At 69.4% G+C, this 15126-nt stretch carries 15 protein-coding genes, 2 tRNA genes and 1 other RNA gene; 13 read left to right on the top strand and 5 right to left on the bottom strand.

Annotated elements, in window-relative coordinates; genetic code table 11:
* Nucleotides 1-97: 97 nt before the first annotated feature.
* The 4 genes from ACFY3D_RS19105 (at nucleotide 98) to ACFY3D_RS19090 (ending at nucleotide 1866) form a co-directional block, all read left to right on the top strand.
* Nucleotides 98-607, top strand: coding sequence for a tRNA adenosine deaminase-associated protein (locus ACFY3D_RS19105; RefSeq protein WP_362517691.1), 510 nt, complete (start codon nucleotides 98-100; stop codon nucleotides 605-607).
* 16 nt (nucleotides 608-623) lie between these two features.
* The gene (locus ACFY3D_RS19100) at nucleotides 624-1112 is read left to right on the top strand and encodes a tRNA adenosine deaminase-associated protein (protein ID WP_350941798.1); all 489 of its coding nucleotides are present in this window, start codon (nucleotides 624-626) and stop codon (nucleotides 1110-1112) included.
* Between the two features lie 160 nt (nucleotides 1113-1272).
* Complete coding sequence (tadA, locus tag ACFY3D_RS19095; RefSeq protein WP_350941796.1) at nucleotides 1273-1752, top strand: tRNA adenosine(34) deaminase TadA; 480 nt, start codon at nucleotides 1273-1275, stop codon at nucleotides 1750-1752.
* Between the two features lie 24 nt (nucleotides 1753-1776).
* Nucleotides 1777-1866, top strand: a tRNA-Ser gene (locus tag ACFY3D_RS19090).
* A 53-nt stretch (nucleotides 1867-1919) separates the two neighbouring features.
* Here ACFY3D_RS19090 and ACFY3D_RS19085 read toward each other — a convergent pair.
* From ACFY3D_RS19085 to ACFY3D_RS19075, 3 genes are all read right to left on the bottom strand, one after another.
* Complete coding sequence (locus tag ACFY3D_RS19085; RefSeq protein WP_329087971.1) at nucleotides 1920-2222, bottom strand: type II toxin-antitoxin system VapB family antitoxin; 303 nt, start codon at nucleotides 2220-2222, stop codon at nucleotides 1920-1922.
* Between the two features lie 70 nt (nucleotides 2223-2292).
* Nucleotides 2293-3159 (bottom strand): neutral zinc metallopeptidase, encoded by an 867-nt coding sequence (locus ACFY3D_RS19080; protein WP_389980988.1) that lies wholly within the window; start codon nucleotides 3157-3159, stop codon nucleotides 2293-2295.
* Between the two features lie 170 nt (nucleotides 3160-3329).
* Nucleotides 3330-3893, bottom strand: a complete 564-nt coding sequence (locus ACFY3D_RS19075) for a MarR family winged helix-turn-helix transcriptional regulator (RefSeq protein ID WP_389980986.1) — start codon at nucleotides 3891-3893, stop codon at nucleotides 3330-3332.
* A 135-nt stretch (nucleotides 3894-4028) separates the two neighbouring features.
* Here ACFY3D_RS19075 and ACFY3D_RS19070 point away from each other — a divergent pair, with 135 nt between their 5' ends.
* Both ACFY3D_RS19070 and ACFY3D_RS19065 read left to right on the top strand, forming a co-directional pair.
* Nucleotides 4029-5000: an aldo/keto reductase gene (locus ACFY3D_RS19070; RefSeq protein ID WP_389980984.1), complete on the top strand. Its 972-nt coding sequence runs from the start codon at nucleotides 4029-4031 to the stop codon at nucleotides 4998-5000.
* Nucleotides 5001-5103: 103 nt separating this feature from the next.
* Complete coding sequence (locus ACFY3D_RS19065) at nucleotides 5104-6195, top strand: Gfo/Idh/MocA family protein (protein WP_389775924.1); 1092 nt, start codon at nucleotides 5104-5106, stop codon at nucleotides 6193-6195.
* Between the two features lie 243 nt (nucleotides 6196-6438).
* Here the strand turns inward: ACFY3D_RS19065 and ACFY3D_RS19060 are convergent.
* Nucleotides 6439-6527 (bottom strand) — tRNA-Ser (locus tag ACFY3D_RS19060).
* Between the two features lie 83 nt (nucleotides 6528-6610).
* Here ACFY3D_RS19060 and ffs point away from each other — a divergent pair.
* An RNA gene (gene ffs / locus ACFY3D_RS19055) (signal recognition particle sRNA small type) lies at nucleotides 6611-6706 on the top strand.
* A 29-nt stretch (nucleotides 6707-6735) separates the two neighbouring features.
* On the top strand, nucleotides 6736-8958 hold the full coding sequence (locus ACFY3D_RS19050) for a DNA polymerase III subunit gamma and tau (RefSeq protein ID WP_389980981.1): 2223 nt from the start codon (nucleotides 6736-6738) through the stop codon (nucleotides 8956-8958).
* 304 nt (nucleotides 8959-9262) lie between these two features.
* Here the strand turns inward: ACFY3D_RS19050 and ACFY3D_RS19045 are convergent, their stop codons facing one another.
* Nucleotides 9263-10744, bottom strand: a complete 1482-nt coding sequence (locus ACFY3D_RS19045; RefSeq protein ID WP_350941791.1) for a GAF domain-containing protein — start codon at nucleotides 10742-10744, stop codon at nucleotides 9263-9265.
* A 331-nt stretch (nucleotides 10745-11075) separates the two neighbouring features.
* On the opposite strand from ACFY3D_RS19045, the gene ACFY3D_RS19040 reads away from it, so the two are divergent.
* The 5 genes from ACFY3D_RS19040 (at nucleotide 11076) to ACFY3D_RS19020 (ending at nucleotide 14986) form a co-directional block, all read left to right on the top strand.
* A complete protein-coding gene (locus ACFY3D_RS19040; protein ID WP_362907532.1) occupies nucleotides 11076-11429 on the top strand; it encodes a YbaB/EbfC family nucleoid-associated protein in 354 nt (117 codons plus the stop codon).
* A 2-nt stretch (nucleotides 11430-11431) separates the two neighbouring features.
* Nucleotides 11432-12031, top strand: a complete 600-nt coding sequence (gene recR, locus ACFY3D_RS19035; RefSeq protein WP_350941789.1) for a recombination mediator RecR — start codon at nucleotides 11432-11434, stop codon at nucleotides 12029-12031.
* Nucleotides 12024-12557, top strand: coding sequence for a DUF5063 domain-containing protein (locus tag ACFY3D_RS19030; RefSeq protein WP_350941788.1), 534 nt, complete (start codon nucleotides 12024-12026; stop codon nucleotides 12555-12557). The genes recR and ACFY3D_RS19030 overlap by 8 nt, the downstream gene beginning before the upstream one ends.
* 90 nt (nucleotides 12558-12647) lie before the next feature.
* Nucleotides 12648-13922, top strand: a complete 1275-nt coding sequence (locus ACFY3D_RS19025; RefSeq protein ID WP_350941786.1) for an aspartate kinase — start codon at nucleotides 12648-12650, stop codon at nucleotides 13920-13922.
* Entirely contained in the window at nucleotides 13919-14986 is a 1068-nt protein-coding gene (locus ACFY3D_RS19020; RefSeq protein ID WP_362907535.1) for an aspartate-semialdehyde dehydrogenase, read from the top strand. Before ACFY3D_RS19025 ends, ACFY3D_RS19020 begins: the two co-directional genes overlap by 4 nt.
* Nucleotides 14987-15126 lie beyond the last annotated feature (140 nt).

Here is a 15126-nt window from a genome sequence, read left to right as displayed (position 1 = left end):
TTCGGATTTGATCACAATTTGGTCGGAGAGGCCCACGTCGGTGCTTCGCTTCTGAAAGCATTGACCTCCGTAGAGAAAGCATTCGGTGGGGATGGCCATGTCAGACGAAGACTCACTGGACTTTGCCATCGTGATCTACCGCGAGGACGATCGCTGGGAGGCGGAGATGCTCCCGGTGGCGCTCACCTCCGACCTTGAGGGCCTCATCCACGCCCTGCGCCAGCAGCCGAGCACGAACGGCACGATTGGCCTTGTCGCCGTTGGGGATGAGTTCTTCGTGGCGCTACGGGTGTTCGGTGAGAGAGTCGAGGTTTTCCTCTCCGACATCGCCGCGTCCTGGGACTTCCCGCTCGCGCAGCAGGCGCTGGAATACCTGGACGTGCCGGTTCCCGACGAGGACGAGCTCGACGCGATCCTCCAGGACGAGGAGACGGCGCTCCCCGCGGGAGACCTCTCCATCTTCGCGGACCTGGGCCTCGACGAGATGGAGCTCGGCATCCTGTCAGGGGATATCGACCTCCTCCCCGAGGACGTCCTGTCGAGCATCGCCGCGCGGCTGGGGTTCTCCGAGCCGTTCGAACGCGCCATCGACTCTGTGTTCGGCTGACCTCGGGAGATCGGCCATGCCCTCCAGACCATCCAGCAGTGTGTTCTCCGCCGCCTTCGTCCGTACGGCGGACGGTTGGAACGGTGCGGAGATCGACCTCGGCGAGGCGGAGATCGTCGACGATCTCGGCGACGCCGTCCAGGAGCACCTGGGACTCACCGGTGACGAGCTCGCCCTGCTGTGCGTGGAGGTGGAGGACGAGTGGTTCGCGATCGTTCGATACCAGGGCGACCTGGAGCCGCGCACCTTCCTGTCCGACGCTCATGCGGGTCTCTCCGACGACTTGGGAGAGCTCTTCACCGAGCTCGCCGGGGTGGCGGTGGACAAGGACACCCCCGACCTGGGCGTGCGGCCCGCGGGTGACTTCGAGCTGCTGGAAGACCTCGGGCTGAGCTCCGAGGAGCTCGTCGAGCTCAGCATGGAGGAGGGCGCGCTGCCCGCGGACACACTCTCGGTGATCGCCGAACGGCTGGCGTTCGGCGACGAGCTCGACCGGCTGCGGTGACGGGGCGCCGTGCCCGGCCCGGTGCCGACGAGCGCGCTGTGACCGCTGCGGATCCGCGCCTCACGGGCACGGCTTCGGGGACACCGGCCTGGCACGGGCGTGCGACGACCGGTCGGGCGCCGGTGGGCGTACGCGCCGATTCGGCGCCGGGGGACGTGTGATGACCGGCCTGACACCGGTGGGCTACGTCCCGGAGATGAGGCTCGCGCTGGCGGAGGCGACCGAGGCCGGAGCCCGCGGAGACGTGCCGGTCGGCGCGGTCGTCCTCGGCCCTGACGGCTCCGTGCTGGCACGCGCGGGAAACGACAGGGAGTTCTCGGTCGACCCCACCGCGCACGCCGAGATGCTCGCCCTGCGGCAGGCGGCGAAGGCCCGCGGCCAGTGGCGGCTGAGCGGCTGCACGCTGGTGGTCACCCTGGAACCCTGCACCATGTGCGCGGGGGCCGCCGTGCTCGCCCGGGTCGATCGGGTCGTCTACGGCGCCGCGGACCCCAAGGGCGGCGCCGCGGGGTCGCTCTGGGACGTGCTCAGGGACCGCCGCCTGAACCACCGGCCGGAGGTGCTCGGCGGGATTCTGGCCGACGAATGCGCGGCGGTTCTCACCGAGTTCTTCACCGCTCGCCGGATGCGCGAGCAATAGCGGTTATCCGGTAAGCTGCTCCGCGGTGGAGTCGCCTAGTGGCCGAGGGCGCACGCCTCGAAAGCGTGTGATGGGGCAACCTATCCGTGGGTTCAAATCCCACCTCCACCGCCACAGAAAAAGCCCTCGGGGCGCGTGAGCGCCCCGAGGGCTTTTCGTATGTCCCGTCAGCTCTCGGCGGGCAGGTCCAGGACCCGGGCGTGCAGGACCGAGCGCTGGTGCAGGGCGGAACGCAGCGCCCGGTGCAGGCCGTCCTCCAGATAGAGGTCGCCGCGCCACTGGACCACGTGCGGGAACAGATCGCCGTAGAACGTGGAGTCCTTGGCGAGCAGGGAGTGGAGGTCGAGCACCGCTTTCGTGGTGATCAGGGTGTCGAGCCGGACCTGCCGCGGCGGTATCTGCGCCCACTCGCGATGCGAGAGGCCGTGTTCTGGATAGGGCCGTTCGTCGCCGACCAACTTGAAGATCACAGTACGTAGTTTAGGAGAGAATCCCGCCCTCCGCCGGGCGGGTTCCCATCGTCGCAGCTCACAGGCCTTTTTAGATGCTGCCGGCGAAGGTGTCGCACCTGGCCGGGTCGCCGCTCTCGTAACCGGTGGTGAACCATTTGACACGCTGCGCTGATGTCCCGTGGGTGAAGCCCTCGGGGTTGACCCGCCCCTGGGTCCGCTCCTGGATGCTGTCGTCACCCACGGCCGAGGCCGCGCTGAGCGCCTCCTCGATGTCCGTCTTCGTGAACGGCTTCTCGAACAGGCCGGTCTCGTACGCGTTCTTGGCCCAGGCGCCCGAGTAGCAGTCGGCCTGCAACTCCAGCCGGACCGAGCCGCTCTCCGGCCCCTGCTGCGGGCCCCGCTGGGCCTTGGTGTTGGTGCCGAGGAGGTTCTGGACGTGGTGACCGTACTCGTGACCGATGACGTACGCCTGGGCGAAGGGGCCGCCCTTGGCGCCGAACTTGCTCTCCAGTTCCTTGAAGAAGCTGAGGTCCAGGTAGACCTGGCGGTCGGCCGGGCAGTAGAACGGGCCGACGGAGGAGTCGGCGGCGCCGCAGGCCGTGTCGACCTGGCCGGAGAACATGACGGTCTTGGCCGGCTCGTACCCCTGGACCGCCTTCGGCCAGTAGTCCTGGATGCTGTTGACCACGCCGACCACCCGGCACTCCTCGTTCTGGTCGGCGTCCTGCCCGGTCCTGCACTGGGCGGTGAGGTCGGAGCCCGTGCCCACCGGGGCCGGTTGGGAGGAGCCACCGGTGATGTCACCGGGGTTTATCCCGAAGATCAGGGCCACGATGAGCGCGATGATTCCCGCCGCGCCGCCGCCGATCGCGATACCACCCCCGGGGATCCTCCCCCCGCCGCCACGGCTCTCGACCTGAGAGCTGTCCAGCTGGGCGTCATCCTTGAAATCCATCGCCCGATGTCCCTTCGATCCGCTTGGGGCGCTTCCCCTGCCCTGGGAGTACCTCGACATGCCGGTGGCTGCGGGGAAGGTGATGGCTTATTGCGCTATATGTCCGTATATCCCTTTTAACTAAGCAAATTCGGACGGGAAAGCCGCAAGGGCCAGGCGCCAACGGACCGCTACCTCCGTCGGATCGCACGGTTGATGGCCGCGTCCACCGCAGTGCCGATGCGGCGCAACGCTGCCAGGTCATGGGGCTCGAGCTCGTCTATCAGATACTCGCGGACCGCTTTGACATGCCCTGGTGCCGCCGCTACGACCACCTGGTAGCCGGTCTCGGTCAGCGTCGCGACAGTACGCCTGCCGGAGCCCGGAATCCGGGCTCGCTCAAGCAGCTCACGCTTCTCCAGCCGTCCGACGACGTGCGAGAGCCGTGACAGCGATGCTGACGTCCGGGTGGCCAGATCGCTCATCCGCAGGGTGCGTTCCGGCTCCTCGGACAGCACCGACAGCACCATGTACTCGAAGAACGTCAGTTGCGCTTCGCGCTGCATGCGTGCGTCCAGGGCGGCCGGCAGGCTGATCATGATCGCGGAGTTCGCCAGCCACGCCGCCAGCTCGTCGCGACTCAGCCAGCGCGTCGCGGCGGCCGGGTCGGCGGACTCCGCCGCTTCGGACGTTGTCGTCGCGGAGGCGTCGGTGTCGGCATTCGGTTCCGTCGCCCGTGCTGTGGTCTTGGCCATGCGGGCCACTCTACCGTCACTTGTTGACGCATCAAGTTCGGCATGCTTCGATGTTGACGCATCAAGTTCGTATCTCCCCGGAGTTCCTCGCGAGGGAGTGCGGCGAAGGTAGTCGATCCAAGGAGGTGCCACAGGATGCAGATCACGCGCCTGGGCAGGCTTGAGGTGCCGCGCATCGGCCTGGGAGTGATGGGAATGTCGGCGTTCTACACAGGCGCGGGTCGTGACATGGGCGAAGCGGTACGTACCATCCATCGCGCCTTGGACCTCGGTGTCACACATCTGGACACCGCCGAGGTGTACGGACCCTACGCGAATGAGGAGCTGGTGGGTCGCGCCGTCAAAACCCGCCGGGACGAGGTTGTTCTCGCCACCAAGTTCGGTCTCGTCTCCCACACCGGTCGACCGGGCCCGGACAGCACCCCCGCCAATATCCGCACGGCTGTCGAGGGCTCCCTGCGGCGGCTCGGAACCGACCGCATCGACCTCTACTACCAGCACCGGGTGGACCCCGGTACGCCGATCGAGGAGACGGTGGGAGCACTGAGCGAGCTGGTGGCCGCGGGCAAGGTGCTCCACATCGGACTGTCCGAGGCGGCCGCGGGAACGATCCGCCGGGCTCATGCGATTCATCCGCTGGCCGCCGTCCAAAGCGAGTACTCACTGTGGACCCGGGATCCCGAGGCCCACATCCTGCCCACGCTGAGAGAACTGGGGATCGGCTTTGTTCCCTATTCACCCCTCGGGCACGGCTTCCTCACGGGCGACCTCCGCTCGCTCGACGGACTGGACGCCGACGACTGGCGCCGTACCAACCCCCGCTTCACCGGCGACAACTTCACTCGGAACCTGCGTATCGTCGACGAGGTACGCGAGATCGCCGACGAGGCAGGGGCAACGCCCGGGCAGGTCGCCCTGGCCTGGCTGCTCGCTCAAGGGGACGGCATCGCCCCCATTCCGGGTACCAAGCGCATCGACCGACTTGAGGAAAACAGCGCCGCTGACGCCATCCGGCTCACCGCCGATCAGATCACGCGGCTGAACAACCTGACGCCGGCGTCAGGTGATCGCCACGCCGAGGCCGACATGGCCGCCATCGACCGCTGAGAACGGCTCGGGCGGACCCGGGCATTCCCCACCTGAACTCTGTGCTGGGCGGTACGGAAACGGTCGTGCCGCGATCGCAGGTCGTTGAACGGAGCAGTACAACATGACAAGCAGCGTGATTCGCGTCGGTGTCATCGGTGCCGACACCCGGGCCAGCTGGGCAGGGGCATCGCACATCCCCGCGCTGGCGGCACAGCCGCAGTTCACCTTGGCGGCCGTGGCGACCCGGCACGAGGACAGCGCCCGTCGCGCTGCCGAGGCCTTCGGTGCGGAGCGTTGGTTCGCCGATCCGCTCGCACTCATCCACGACTCTTCGATCGATCTCGTCACCGTCGCGGTCAAGGTCCCGGCCCACCGTGAGCTCGTGCTCGCGGCTCTCGCAGCCAAGAAGGCCGTGTACTCCGAATCTCCGCTCGGCGCGACCCTGGCGCAGACAGAGGAGATGGCCGCCGCGGCGGGTTCGTTGCACACGGCGATCGGCCTCCAGGGCCGACAGAACCCCTCGGTACGCCGCGCGGCCGAAATCATCGCCCAGGGCCGGCTCGGTCGGCTGCTCTCGGCGCGAGTCGCCGCGACGACCTTCGGAAACGGTCCGGAGTCGGTGAGCGCGTACGAGTACTTCGACAAGGCAGCGGCGGGAGCCGGCTTCCTCACCATCGCCGCGGGCCACGTTCTGGATGTGGTCGAGGCGGTTCTCGGTGACATCACCGAGATCGACGCCCGCACAGAACTCCTCTGGCCCCAGGTGAAGCTGGTCGACACCGGAGAGATATCCGTCCGGGAGGTCCCGGACCATCTCGACGCCATCGTCAAGACCTCATCCGGCGCCCCGGTGGGAGTACAGATCCTGGCGGGTGTGCCCGCCCCCGATGCCCACTTCAGCTTGGAGGTCCGCGGATCGGACGGCTGGCTGAAACTGATCGGCGATCACCCGGCCGGTGTCCAGGTCGGCGACCTCGCACTCTCGTCGAGCGTGGACTTCCCGGCGCCGGACAGCCCCGTCGCCACCGGCACCGGTCCCACCGCCGCCGAAATCTGGACGGGCGCGTCCATCAACGTGGGCGAGGTCTACGCCGGCCTGGCTCGCGACATCACGAACGGAACCCATCACACCCCGGGGTTCCAGCACGCCGCTCACAACAGCCGCCTGATCGCCCGAGTGGAACGGGCCGCCCGAACCGGCGTCCGGCACTGAAGCCACCGCACCTCGCGTCACACGCCGGTCAGCACGGCTGACTGCGACGACTATCATCACGCCGAGTCCGGAGTGCCTGCTGTCTTCCCCGTACGGGGTGGGTCACATCGAGGTCGCGACGAGCCCTTCCGGAATCAAAGGCTGTCACCACAGGGACAACCGAAACCAGAACCGCAACCGTCAACGCCGAAGGGCCCCACCGTGAACGGTGGGGCCCTTCAACGTATCGCCTGCTTAAAGCAATGGCGGAGGATAGGAGATTCGAACTCCTGAGGGGTTGCCCCCAACACGCTTTCCAAGCGTGCGCCCTAGGCCAACTAGGCGAATCCTCCGTGGTGAAGCTTACCGAACTTTCCGAGTGGCGCGGACCACTGTTTTCCGACACCGACCACTCGGATCTGAGGCTAGACTGAGGGTCGACCCCTCGCGCGGCGTCATCCTGTGAACCTCCCCAGGGCCGGAAGGCAGCAAGGATAAGCGGGCTCTGGCGGGTGTGCGAGGGGTCTCTTCGTTGAGACCCCTCGCAGGTGGGATCGTCGCATGAGTCTTGCGCTGTACCGCAAGTACCGGCCCGGGACCTTCGCCGAGGTCAAGGGGCAGGAGCACGTCACCGACCCGTTGCGTCAGGCACTGCGCAGCGGGCGCATCAACCACGCCTACCTGTTCAGCGGGCCCAGGGGATGCGGCAAGACGTCCAGCGCGCGCATCCTGGCCCGCTCCCTGAACTGTGAGAAGGGCCCGACCCCCGACCCGTGCGGGGAGTGCGAGTCCTGCGTGGCGCTGGCGCCCACCGGCCCCGGCCACCTCGATGTCATCGAGATCGACGCCGCCTCGCACGGTGGTGTGGACGACGCCCGCGACCTGCGCGAGCGGGCCTTCTTCGCGCCGGTGTCCTCGCGCTTCAAGATCTACATCATCGACGAGGCGCACATGGTGACCCGCGAGGGTTTCAACGCGCTGCTCAAGCTCGTCGAGGAGCCTCCCCCGCACCTGAAGTTCGTCTTCGCGACCACCGAGCCGGAGAAGGTCATCGGGACGATCAAATCCCGGACCCACCACTACCCGTTCCGGCTGATCCCGCCGGCCGCGCTGCGCGCGCTCATGGAGGAGATCCTCACCTCGGAGAAGGTTCCGTTCGAGCCCGCCGCGCTCCCGCTGGTGGTGCGGGCCGGTGCGGGCTCGGCCCGAGACTCGCTCTCGATCCTCGACCAGCTGTTCGCCGGGTCGGACGAGGCGGGCATCACGTACGCCCGCGCGGTCTCCCTCCTCGGCTACACCGACGGCGACCTGCTCGACGACGTGGTCGCGGCCTTCGCCGGTCGTGACGGCGCGCAGGTGTTCCAGGCGGTGAACCGGGTGATCGAGGGCGGCCACGACCCCCGGCGGTTCGCGATGGACCTGCTGGAGCGCTTCCGGGACCTGGTGATTCTCGCGAATGTGCCGGAGGCGGCCACCAGCGGGCTGCTCGACCGGCCGGGCGACGAGCTGGAACGGCTCCAGGCCCAGGCGGCCTCCATGGGGCCGGCGGAGCTGACCCGCGCGGCGGAGATCCTCAACGCGGGCCTGATCGAGATGCGCGGGGCGGCCTCGCCACGACTGTTGCTCGAACTCATGTGCGCGAGAATCCTCCTCCCCGGCGCGGCCCAGGGTGAGGCCGCGCTGCTCACCCGCCTGGAGCGGCTGGAGAAGGGAGGAGTCGTCCCGGCTCCCGCTCCGGTCGCCCTCCCGCAGCGAGATCCCGCACCGGTGGTCAACCCGGCGCCCCCTTCGCGGACGGCGACGCCCGCCGGTGCGCCCCCCGCCGGGTCCGCTGGACAGGGCGACGACTGGCCCGCGGCGGCCAGGCCCGGCGCGCCGGGCCAGGGACAGCAGGGGCGGCAGGGACAGGCTCAGGCGCCCGTCCAGCAGGCTCCCGAGGCCGCGGGCGCCTTCGTGCCGGCCGACCGGGCGACGGCGTCCGCCTCGGAGGCGGGAGCCGGAACCGGAGCGGTACAGCAGGCCTGGCCGCAGGTGCTCGCGGCGCTCAAGCGGCGCAGCATCGTCGTGTGGGCCAACGTCAACACCAACGCCCAGGTCGTCGGGGTCGAAGGGAAGATCGTCACCCTCGGGTTCGCCCAGGTCGGTGCGATGAAGAACTTCACCGGTGGCGGTAAGGACGCGGTCGTCGCGGCGGTGCTGCAGGAGGTGCTGGGCGGAACCTGGAAGGTCGAGGCCGTCGTCGGCAACGGGCCCCCTCCCTCCGGCGGGAGCCGTCCTCCGGCCCCGAGGCACCCCCCGGCCCCCCAGCACCCCGCACCCCAGGCCGACCAGACCTCCCAGAACCAGGCCCCCCAGAACCAGGCAGCACGGTCGCAGCAGGCGCCCGCACGCCAGGCGCCCGCCTCCGGGCCGTCACCGGCGGTCTCGCGAGAGGCTCCGTCAGGACAGGCCCCATCCGCGACGGACGAGTCCTGGCCGGACGCCCCCATGCCGGAGGACCCCGGCTCACCTCCCCCGCCCAACTCCATGTCGAGCCCCGGTCTGGCCGCGGCCCGTTCCGCGGCGAAGGCGGCGGCCCAGGCCGGCCCAAGGGCCAAGACCGGCGCCAAGGCGGCGGCCTGGCCTGACGCGGTGCCTCCCCGAGGCGATCGCGGCACCGCACCCGACGCCGACGAGGTCGACCCGCTCAACGACGCGGACGCCGACGTCGACGCGCTCAGTGGCATGGCCCTCCTCCAGCGTGAGCTGGGGGGCCAGGTGATCGGCGAGATCGACCACACCTGACGGCGCCGGCACCACGGAACCGGCACCACCGGAAGGGATCCCGTCGCACGGGGCGTCACCGGCGATGCCTTGCCAGTCCGCTGCCGGCCCGCTGCCCGGCCGCTGTCGCCACCGAAGTTGTCCGCAGTGCTCCATGGCGCTCCGCAGTGCTCCGGCCCTCAGGCCGGGAAGCGAGTCAGTCTCCCGACCCCTCGGAGAAGCGGGATCACGCCCCCGGCCCCTGTGCGGAACCGGACCCTGTGCGGAGCGAGATCGGCCGTGCCGGCGGGTTCCGGGGCTAATCGGATCACCGGACACGGCGGGCTCAGGGCAGGCCGACGCCGCCGAGACGGATCCGGGCGGCCACCGCGCGGTGGTCATGGCGGGGCAGCGCGACGACGAGGCGTTCGAGAATCTGGATGTCGTTCCTGCCGTGCTCGGTCTCCGCGTAGGCCCACAGGTCCTCGGGGCCTCCCCGCCGCAGCAGGCGGGCTCGTACCTGCCCCTCCAACTCCTCCCGTTCGAGGCGCAGGGCGGGTGCCTCGGAGCGGGGCAGCAGGGGGCCGCGGTAGGCGCGGGCGACCGGGGCGGCCTCGTCGGCCGCGAGCAGCCGCTTGAGCTCCAGGAAGTCGGCCTCCACCACGCAGGTGAGGCGGTACGGCTTGGCGGCGATCGTACGGCCGAGCTGGGCGCGGAGCCGGTGGATCTCGGCGCGGACGGTCACCGGGTTGCCCGCGTCGCCGTACAGGTGGAAGGAGAGCTGGGCGGCGGTCATGCCCCGGGGGTTGAGGGCGAGCATCGTGAGGATCTCGGCGTGGCGCAGGGAGAGCGACAGGCGGGCCCCTTCGAGGTGCGCCGTCGGGTGTTCCGCACCGAGGAAGGACAGGGTGAGCACGGGGCCCCTGGCCGGGCCGGAGAGGCGGAGCAGGAAGCCGTCGCCGCCGAGTCCCTCCAGGAAGGCGCTCCGTCCGTCGGGCAGGATCACCCGGTCGCCCGTCTCCGGCAGGCGTACGCGGGCACCCCACTGGCGCGCGTCGTCACCGGCGATGATCCGCCCGGTCGCGGTGACCAGGGCGCCCGGTTCGCCGCGCAGCGTGCTCAGGTGCCGCTCGTGACGGCGTCTGAGCCGCTCGTCGCGTTCGAGCATGCGCAGGGTGAGGTGGTTCTCGGCCAGTCGCGCCGCGGCCTCGACGAGGGCGACGCTCGCCGGGTGCATGACGCGAGTCGTGCCGCTGACGTCGACGCAGCCCAGCAGGTCGCCGCTGTCGGGGTCGACGATCGGCGCGGCGGAGCACGACCAGAAGTGGAGCGCCCTGACCAGGTGCTCGGCGGAGAAGACGTGCAGGGGTCTCCGGGTGGCGAGCGCGGTGCCCAGGCCGTTGGTCCCGATCGCGCCCTCGCTCCAGTCGAAGCCGTCGGCCAGTCCCACCTCGTCGGCGCTGTCCATCGTCCGGCGGTTGCCGTCGCGCCAGAGCACCCTGCCGAGGGCGTCGGTGACGAGCAGGATCTGGTCGTCCGCGTCGACGGCCTCCAGAAGGGTCCCGGTGATGACCGGCAGAAGCCCGCTCATCGGGTGCGCCGAGCGGACCTCGTGGATGTCCTCGCCCTCGAAGGCGATGGGGGCCGACCCGGTGTCGGGGTCGACACCGGCGTCCAGCGATCGCCGCCATGAGGCGGAGATCACGCTTCTGGGTCCCTCGCCCGTCGGCCGCTCGCCCCTGATCAAGGTCTCGTGCAGACGTCGCAGCCGTGACGAGTAGGAGGCGAGGTCGGCCGTCTGGACGGCTCCACGGTGGCCGTCGCGCACATATCCCCCCGGAATAGAGCCGATGGCCGAAGCATCGGCGGTCGGGCCTGCGCTCGCAACCCGTTCGGCCAAAGAGGGTGTGCGAAGAGTGAGTGAACGACCGCAACGTGTGTGCAACCTTCGGAGGGTTACCTTCCGAGCACACGACGCCGTGTGCGGCCGCTCCGGCGCGTGTCGCGTCGGGTCTCGGACGTCTGGAGGGGGGACCGAGGCCCGACGGGGGGTTTAATCCCCATCCAGGGGGAACGCGTGCTCGGTCGAGTACACAACACCCGGCCCGGACCCCGTAGGCTCGTGACGACCGATGTCACGGACGAGGAGCACAACGACGGTGAACCCAGGGGATGTCAACCTGCAGCAGCTGCTGGAGCAGGCACAGCTCATGCAGCAGCAGCTTGTGAGCGCCCAGCAGGAGCTGAACGACGCGGAAGTCGAGGGCTCCGCGGGCGGCGGACTTGTCGTGGCCACGGTCAACGGCGGGGGCGAGCTGCTCGAACTCAAGATCAGTCCTGAGGCCGTGGATCCCGACGATCCCCAGGAGACGGCCGACACCATCGCCGACCTGGTCATCGCGGCCATTCGGGACGCCGTGCGCGCCGCCGCCGACCTGCAGCAGGAGAAGCTCGGTCCCCTCGCCCAGGGGCTGGGCGGCGGGGGCGGGCTCGGCCAGCTTCCCGGGTTCTAGGCATGTACGAAGGGGTCGTCCAGAATCTGATCGACGAGCTGGGCATGCTTCCAGGGGTCGGTCCCAAGAGCGCGCAGCGCATCGCGTTCCACCTGCTGGCCGCGGAGCCGGCCGACGTGAAGCGGCTCGCCCACGCCCTGCTCGAGGTCAAGGAGAGGGTCCGCTTCTGCCGGGTCTGCGGCAACGTGGCCGCGGAGGAGGAGTGCCGGATCTGCCGCGACACCAGGCGCGATCTTCACGTGATCTGCGTCGTCGAGGAGTCGAAGGACGTCGTGGCCATCGAGAAGACCCGCGAGTTCCGGGGTCGCTACCACGTGCTCGGCGGGGCGATCAGCCCGATCGACGGCGTCGGCCCCGACGATCTGAACATCAGGGAGCTCATGGCCCGCCTGGCGGACGGCCAGGTCACCGAGCTGATCCTCGCCACCGACCCCAACCTTGAGGGGGAGGCGACGGCGACCTATCTCGCCCGTCTGGTCAAGCCGATGGGATTGAAAGTGACACGACTGGCCAGCGGTCTGCCGGTAGGCGGTGACCTTGAGTACGCGGACGAGGTCACCTTGGGCCGCGCGTTCGAAGGAAGAAGGCTCCTTGATGTCTGACGATGCGTGGAGCGCTCTCGCGGAACGGATCGCGGAGCACGCGAAGAACTACATCGACGGCCTGACCCGTCTGGCGGGCGGAGAGGGCGGCGACGCCATCCTGCCGCTGCTGCTGGTGGAGGTCGCGCAGGTCAGCTCGGCCGGCGCGCAGCTCGGCGCGAGCCAGGACGTGATCCTGTCGGGCAACTGGGAGCCGCATCTGGGTGAGGACCCGGACGTCGACGTCGTCCGTACCGCCCTCGCCGAGAGGCTGAAGCCAGTGGACGACTACGCCGAGGTCTTCGACCCCTACAAGGACACCGTGGTCACCCCGTACCGCCTGTCGGACGACCTGACGGCGGTGGCCGCCGACCTCCTGCACGGGTTGCGGCATCACAGGGCGGGGCGTCCTCTTGAGGCGCTCTGGTGGTGGCAGTACTCCTATTTCAACACCTGGGGCAACCACGCCGGAGCGGCGATGCGAGCACTTCAGGCGCTTGTCGCCCACACGCGGCTCGATGTCGCGGAGGAGCGCACAACGGTGTGATCGTCCACATGCTGGGTTGACCCGAGGGTCTCAGCGAGGGCGCCAGTAGACTGTGAGCTCCACAGCCCTAGATTGCTTCGGAGACATCTCGTGGCGCTCGTTGTTCAGAAGTATGGTGGTTCGTCCGTCGCCGACGCGTCCTGCATCAAGCGGGTCGCGCAGCGGATCGTCGCGACGAAAAAAGCCGGCAACGACGTCGTGGTGATCGTTTCGGCGATGGGCGACACGACGGACGAGCTGCTCGACCTCGCCCAGCAGGTCTCGCCGCTTCCGCCGGGCCGCGAGCTCGACATGTTGCTCACCTCGGGTGAGCGCATCTCGATGGCGCTGCTGGCGATGGCGATCGCCAACCTGGGTCAGGAGGCGCGCTCGTTCACCGGGTCCCAGGCCGGGGTGATCACCGACTCCTCGCACGGTCGCGCGCGCATCATCGACGTGACGCCCGGCCGGATCCGCGAGGCGCTCGACAACGGCCAGATCGCGATCGTGGCCGGTTTCCAGGGCGTCTCGCAGGACACCAAGGACATCACCACGCTCGGCAGGGGCGGTTCCGACACCACGGCGGTCGCGCTCGCCGCCGCTCTGAACGCCGACGTGTGCGAGATCTACACCGACGTGGACGGTGTCTTCACCGCCGACCCCCGCATCGTCTCCGCCGCCCGCAAGATCCCCAAGATCTCCTACGACGAGATGATGGAGATGGCGGCGTGCGGTGCGAAGATCCTGCACCTGCGCTGTGTCGAGTACGCTCGCCGCTTCAGCCTGCCGATCCACGTCAGAAGTTCGTTCAGCACCAAGGAAGGCACGTGGGTCGTCTCCGACCCCGACAGCGAAGGAACAGAGATGGAGCAGCCGATCATCTCCGGCGTCGCGCACGACCGGAGCGAGGCCAAGATCACGGTTGTCGGGGTGCCCGACAAGGTCGGTGAGGCTGCGACGATCTTCAAAACGCTCGCCGACGCCGAGATCAACATCGACATGATCGTGCAGAACGTGTCGGCGGCGACGACCGGCCGGACGGACATCTCCTTCACGCTGCCCACGAGTGACGCCTCGGCCGCGCTCACCGCGCTGAAGAAGATCCAGGAGCGCATCGGCTTCGAGTCGCTGCTCTTCGACGACCAGATCGGCAAGATCTCGCTGATCGGGGCGGGGATGCGCTCGCATCCCGGCGTCACCGCGACGTTCTTCGCGGCCCTCGCCGACGCGGGGGTGAACATCGAGATGATCTCCACCTCGGAGATCCGTATCTCGGTGATCGTCGGGCAGGACGAGGTGGACACGGCGGTCAGCGCCGCGCACCGCGCGTTCGATCTCGATGTGGACCAGGTTGAAGCCGTGATCTACGGAGGTAGCGGGCGATGAGCCGCAAGCCCACTCTCGCCCTGATCGGGGCGACCGGTGCCGTCGGCACCGTCATGCGTGACATCATCTCCGGCCGCGAGGACGTCTACGGCGAGATCAAGCTCGTCGCGTCCGCCCGCTCGGCCGGCAAGGTCCTGCGGGTCCGTGACGAGGACCTCGTCGTCCAGGAGCTGGCCCCCGAGGTGTTCGACGGCGTCGACATCGCGATCTTCGACGTGCCGGACGAGGTCTCCGCGACCTGGGTGCCGATCGCCGCCGAGCGCGGGGCCGTCGTCATCGACAAGTCGGGCACCTTCCGGATGAACCCCGAGGTCCCGCTGGTCGTGCCGGAGGTCAACCCCGAGGCCGCGCGGGAGCGGCCGCTGGGGATCATCTCCACCCCCAACTGCACGACCCTGTCGATGATGGCCGCGATGGGCGCCCTCCACGAGGAGTACGGCCTGCGGGCGCTGGTGGTCGCCTCCTACCAGGCGGTCTCCGGTGCGGGCGTGGCGGGTTCGGCCCGCCTCTACGACGAGGTCGAGGCCCTCGCGGGTGACCGTACGATCGGGCAGACCGCCGGTGACGTGCGCAAGGCGCTGCAGAACAAGCTCGGGGACGAGGAGTCGCCGTTCCCGGCGCCGGTGGCGTTCAACGTCGTGCCGTGGGCGGGTTCGCTCAAGGACGGCGGCTGGGCCTCCGAGGAGATCAAGCTCCGCAACGAGTCACGGAAGATCCTCGGGATCGACGACCTGAAGGTCTCCGCGACCTGCGTCCGCGTCCCGGTGATCACCACCCACTCGCTCGCCGTGCACGCGACGTTCGAGCGTGAGATCACCGTCGCCGACGCCCACCGGATCCTTGAGGCCGCCCCGACCGTGGTCGTCATGGACGACCCGGCCAATGGCGTCTTCCCGACCCCCGCGGAGGTCGTCGGCACCGACCCGACCTACGTGGGCCGGATCCGCCAGGCGCTCGACTTCCCCAACACGCTCGACCTGTTCGTCTGCGGCGACAACCTCCGCAAGGGCGCCGCCCTGAACGCGGCGGAGATCGCCGAGTTGGTCGCGGCCGAGTTCGCGTAGTTTCTCCCTGGCCGTACGGTGGCGGGGGGGGGGGGGGCGGGCCCCCCCCCCCCCCCCCCGGCCGGGGGGGCCGCGGGGGGGGCGGGGGGGGCGGGCCCCCCCCGGGGGGGGGGGGGGGGGTGGGCCGCCCCATAAAGAGG

The sequence above is a fragment of the Streptosporangium sp. NPDC000509 genome, assembly GCF_042898365.1.
Classification (GTDB): Bacteria; Actinomycetota; Actinomycetes; order Streptosporangiales; family Streptosporangiaceae; genus Streptosporangium.
Note: the sequence above shows the minus strand (reverse complement) of the source record. Positions and strands in the feature narration are given on the sequence as shown.

Coding starts and splice junctions, on each gene's coding strand:
- ACFY3D_RS19080 (WP_389980988.1), bottom strand. CDS start 3,159: ATGGATTTCAAGGATGACGCCCAGCTGGACAGCTCTCAGGTCGAGAGC.
- ACFY3D_RS19030 (WP_350941788.1), top strand. CDS start 12,024: ATGTCTGACGATGCGTGGAGCGCTCTCGCGGAACGGATCGCGGAGCAC.
- recR (WP_350941789.1), top strand. CDS start 11,432: ATGTACGAAGGGGTCGTCCAGAATCTGATCGACGAGCTGGGCATGCTT.
- tadA (WP_350941796.1), top strand. CDS start 1,273: ATGACCGGCCTGACACCGGTGGGCTACGTCCCGGAGATGAGGCTCGCG.
- ACFY3D_RS19100 (WP_350941798.1), top strand. CDS start 624: ATGCCCTCCAGACCATCCAGCAGTGTGTTCTCCGCCGCCTTCGTCCGT.
- ACFY3D_RS19070 (WP_389980984.1), top strand. CDS start 4,029: ATGCAGATCACGCGCCTGGGCAGGCTTGAGGTGCCGCGCATCGGCCTG.
- ACFY3D_RS19105 (WP_362517691.1), top strand. CDS start 98: ATGTCAGACGAAGACTCACTGGACTTTGCCATCGTGATCTACCGCGAG.
- ACFY3D_RS19075 (WP_389980986.1), bottom strand. CDS start 3,893: ATGGCCAAGACCACAGCACGGGCGACGGAACCGAATGCCGACACCGAC.
- ACFY3D_RS19050 (WP_389980981.1), top strand. CDS start 6,736: ATGAGTCTTGCGCTGTACCGCAAGTACCGGCCCGGGACCTTCGCCGAG.
- ACFY3D_RS19065 (WP_389775924.1), top strand. CDS start 5,104: ATGACAAGCAGCGTGATTCGCGTCGGTGTCATCGGTGCCGACACCCGG.
- ACFY3D_RS19020 (WP_362907535.1), top strand. CDS start 13,919: ATGAGCCGCAAGCCCACTCTCGCCCTGATCGGGGCGACCGGTGCCGTC.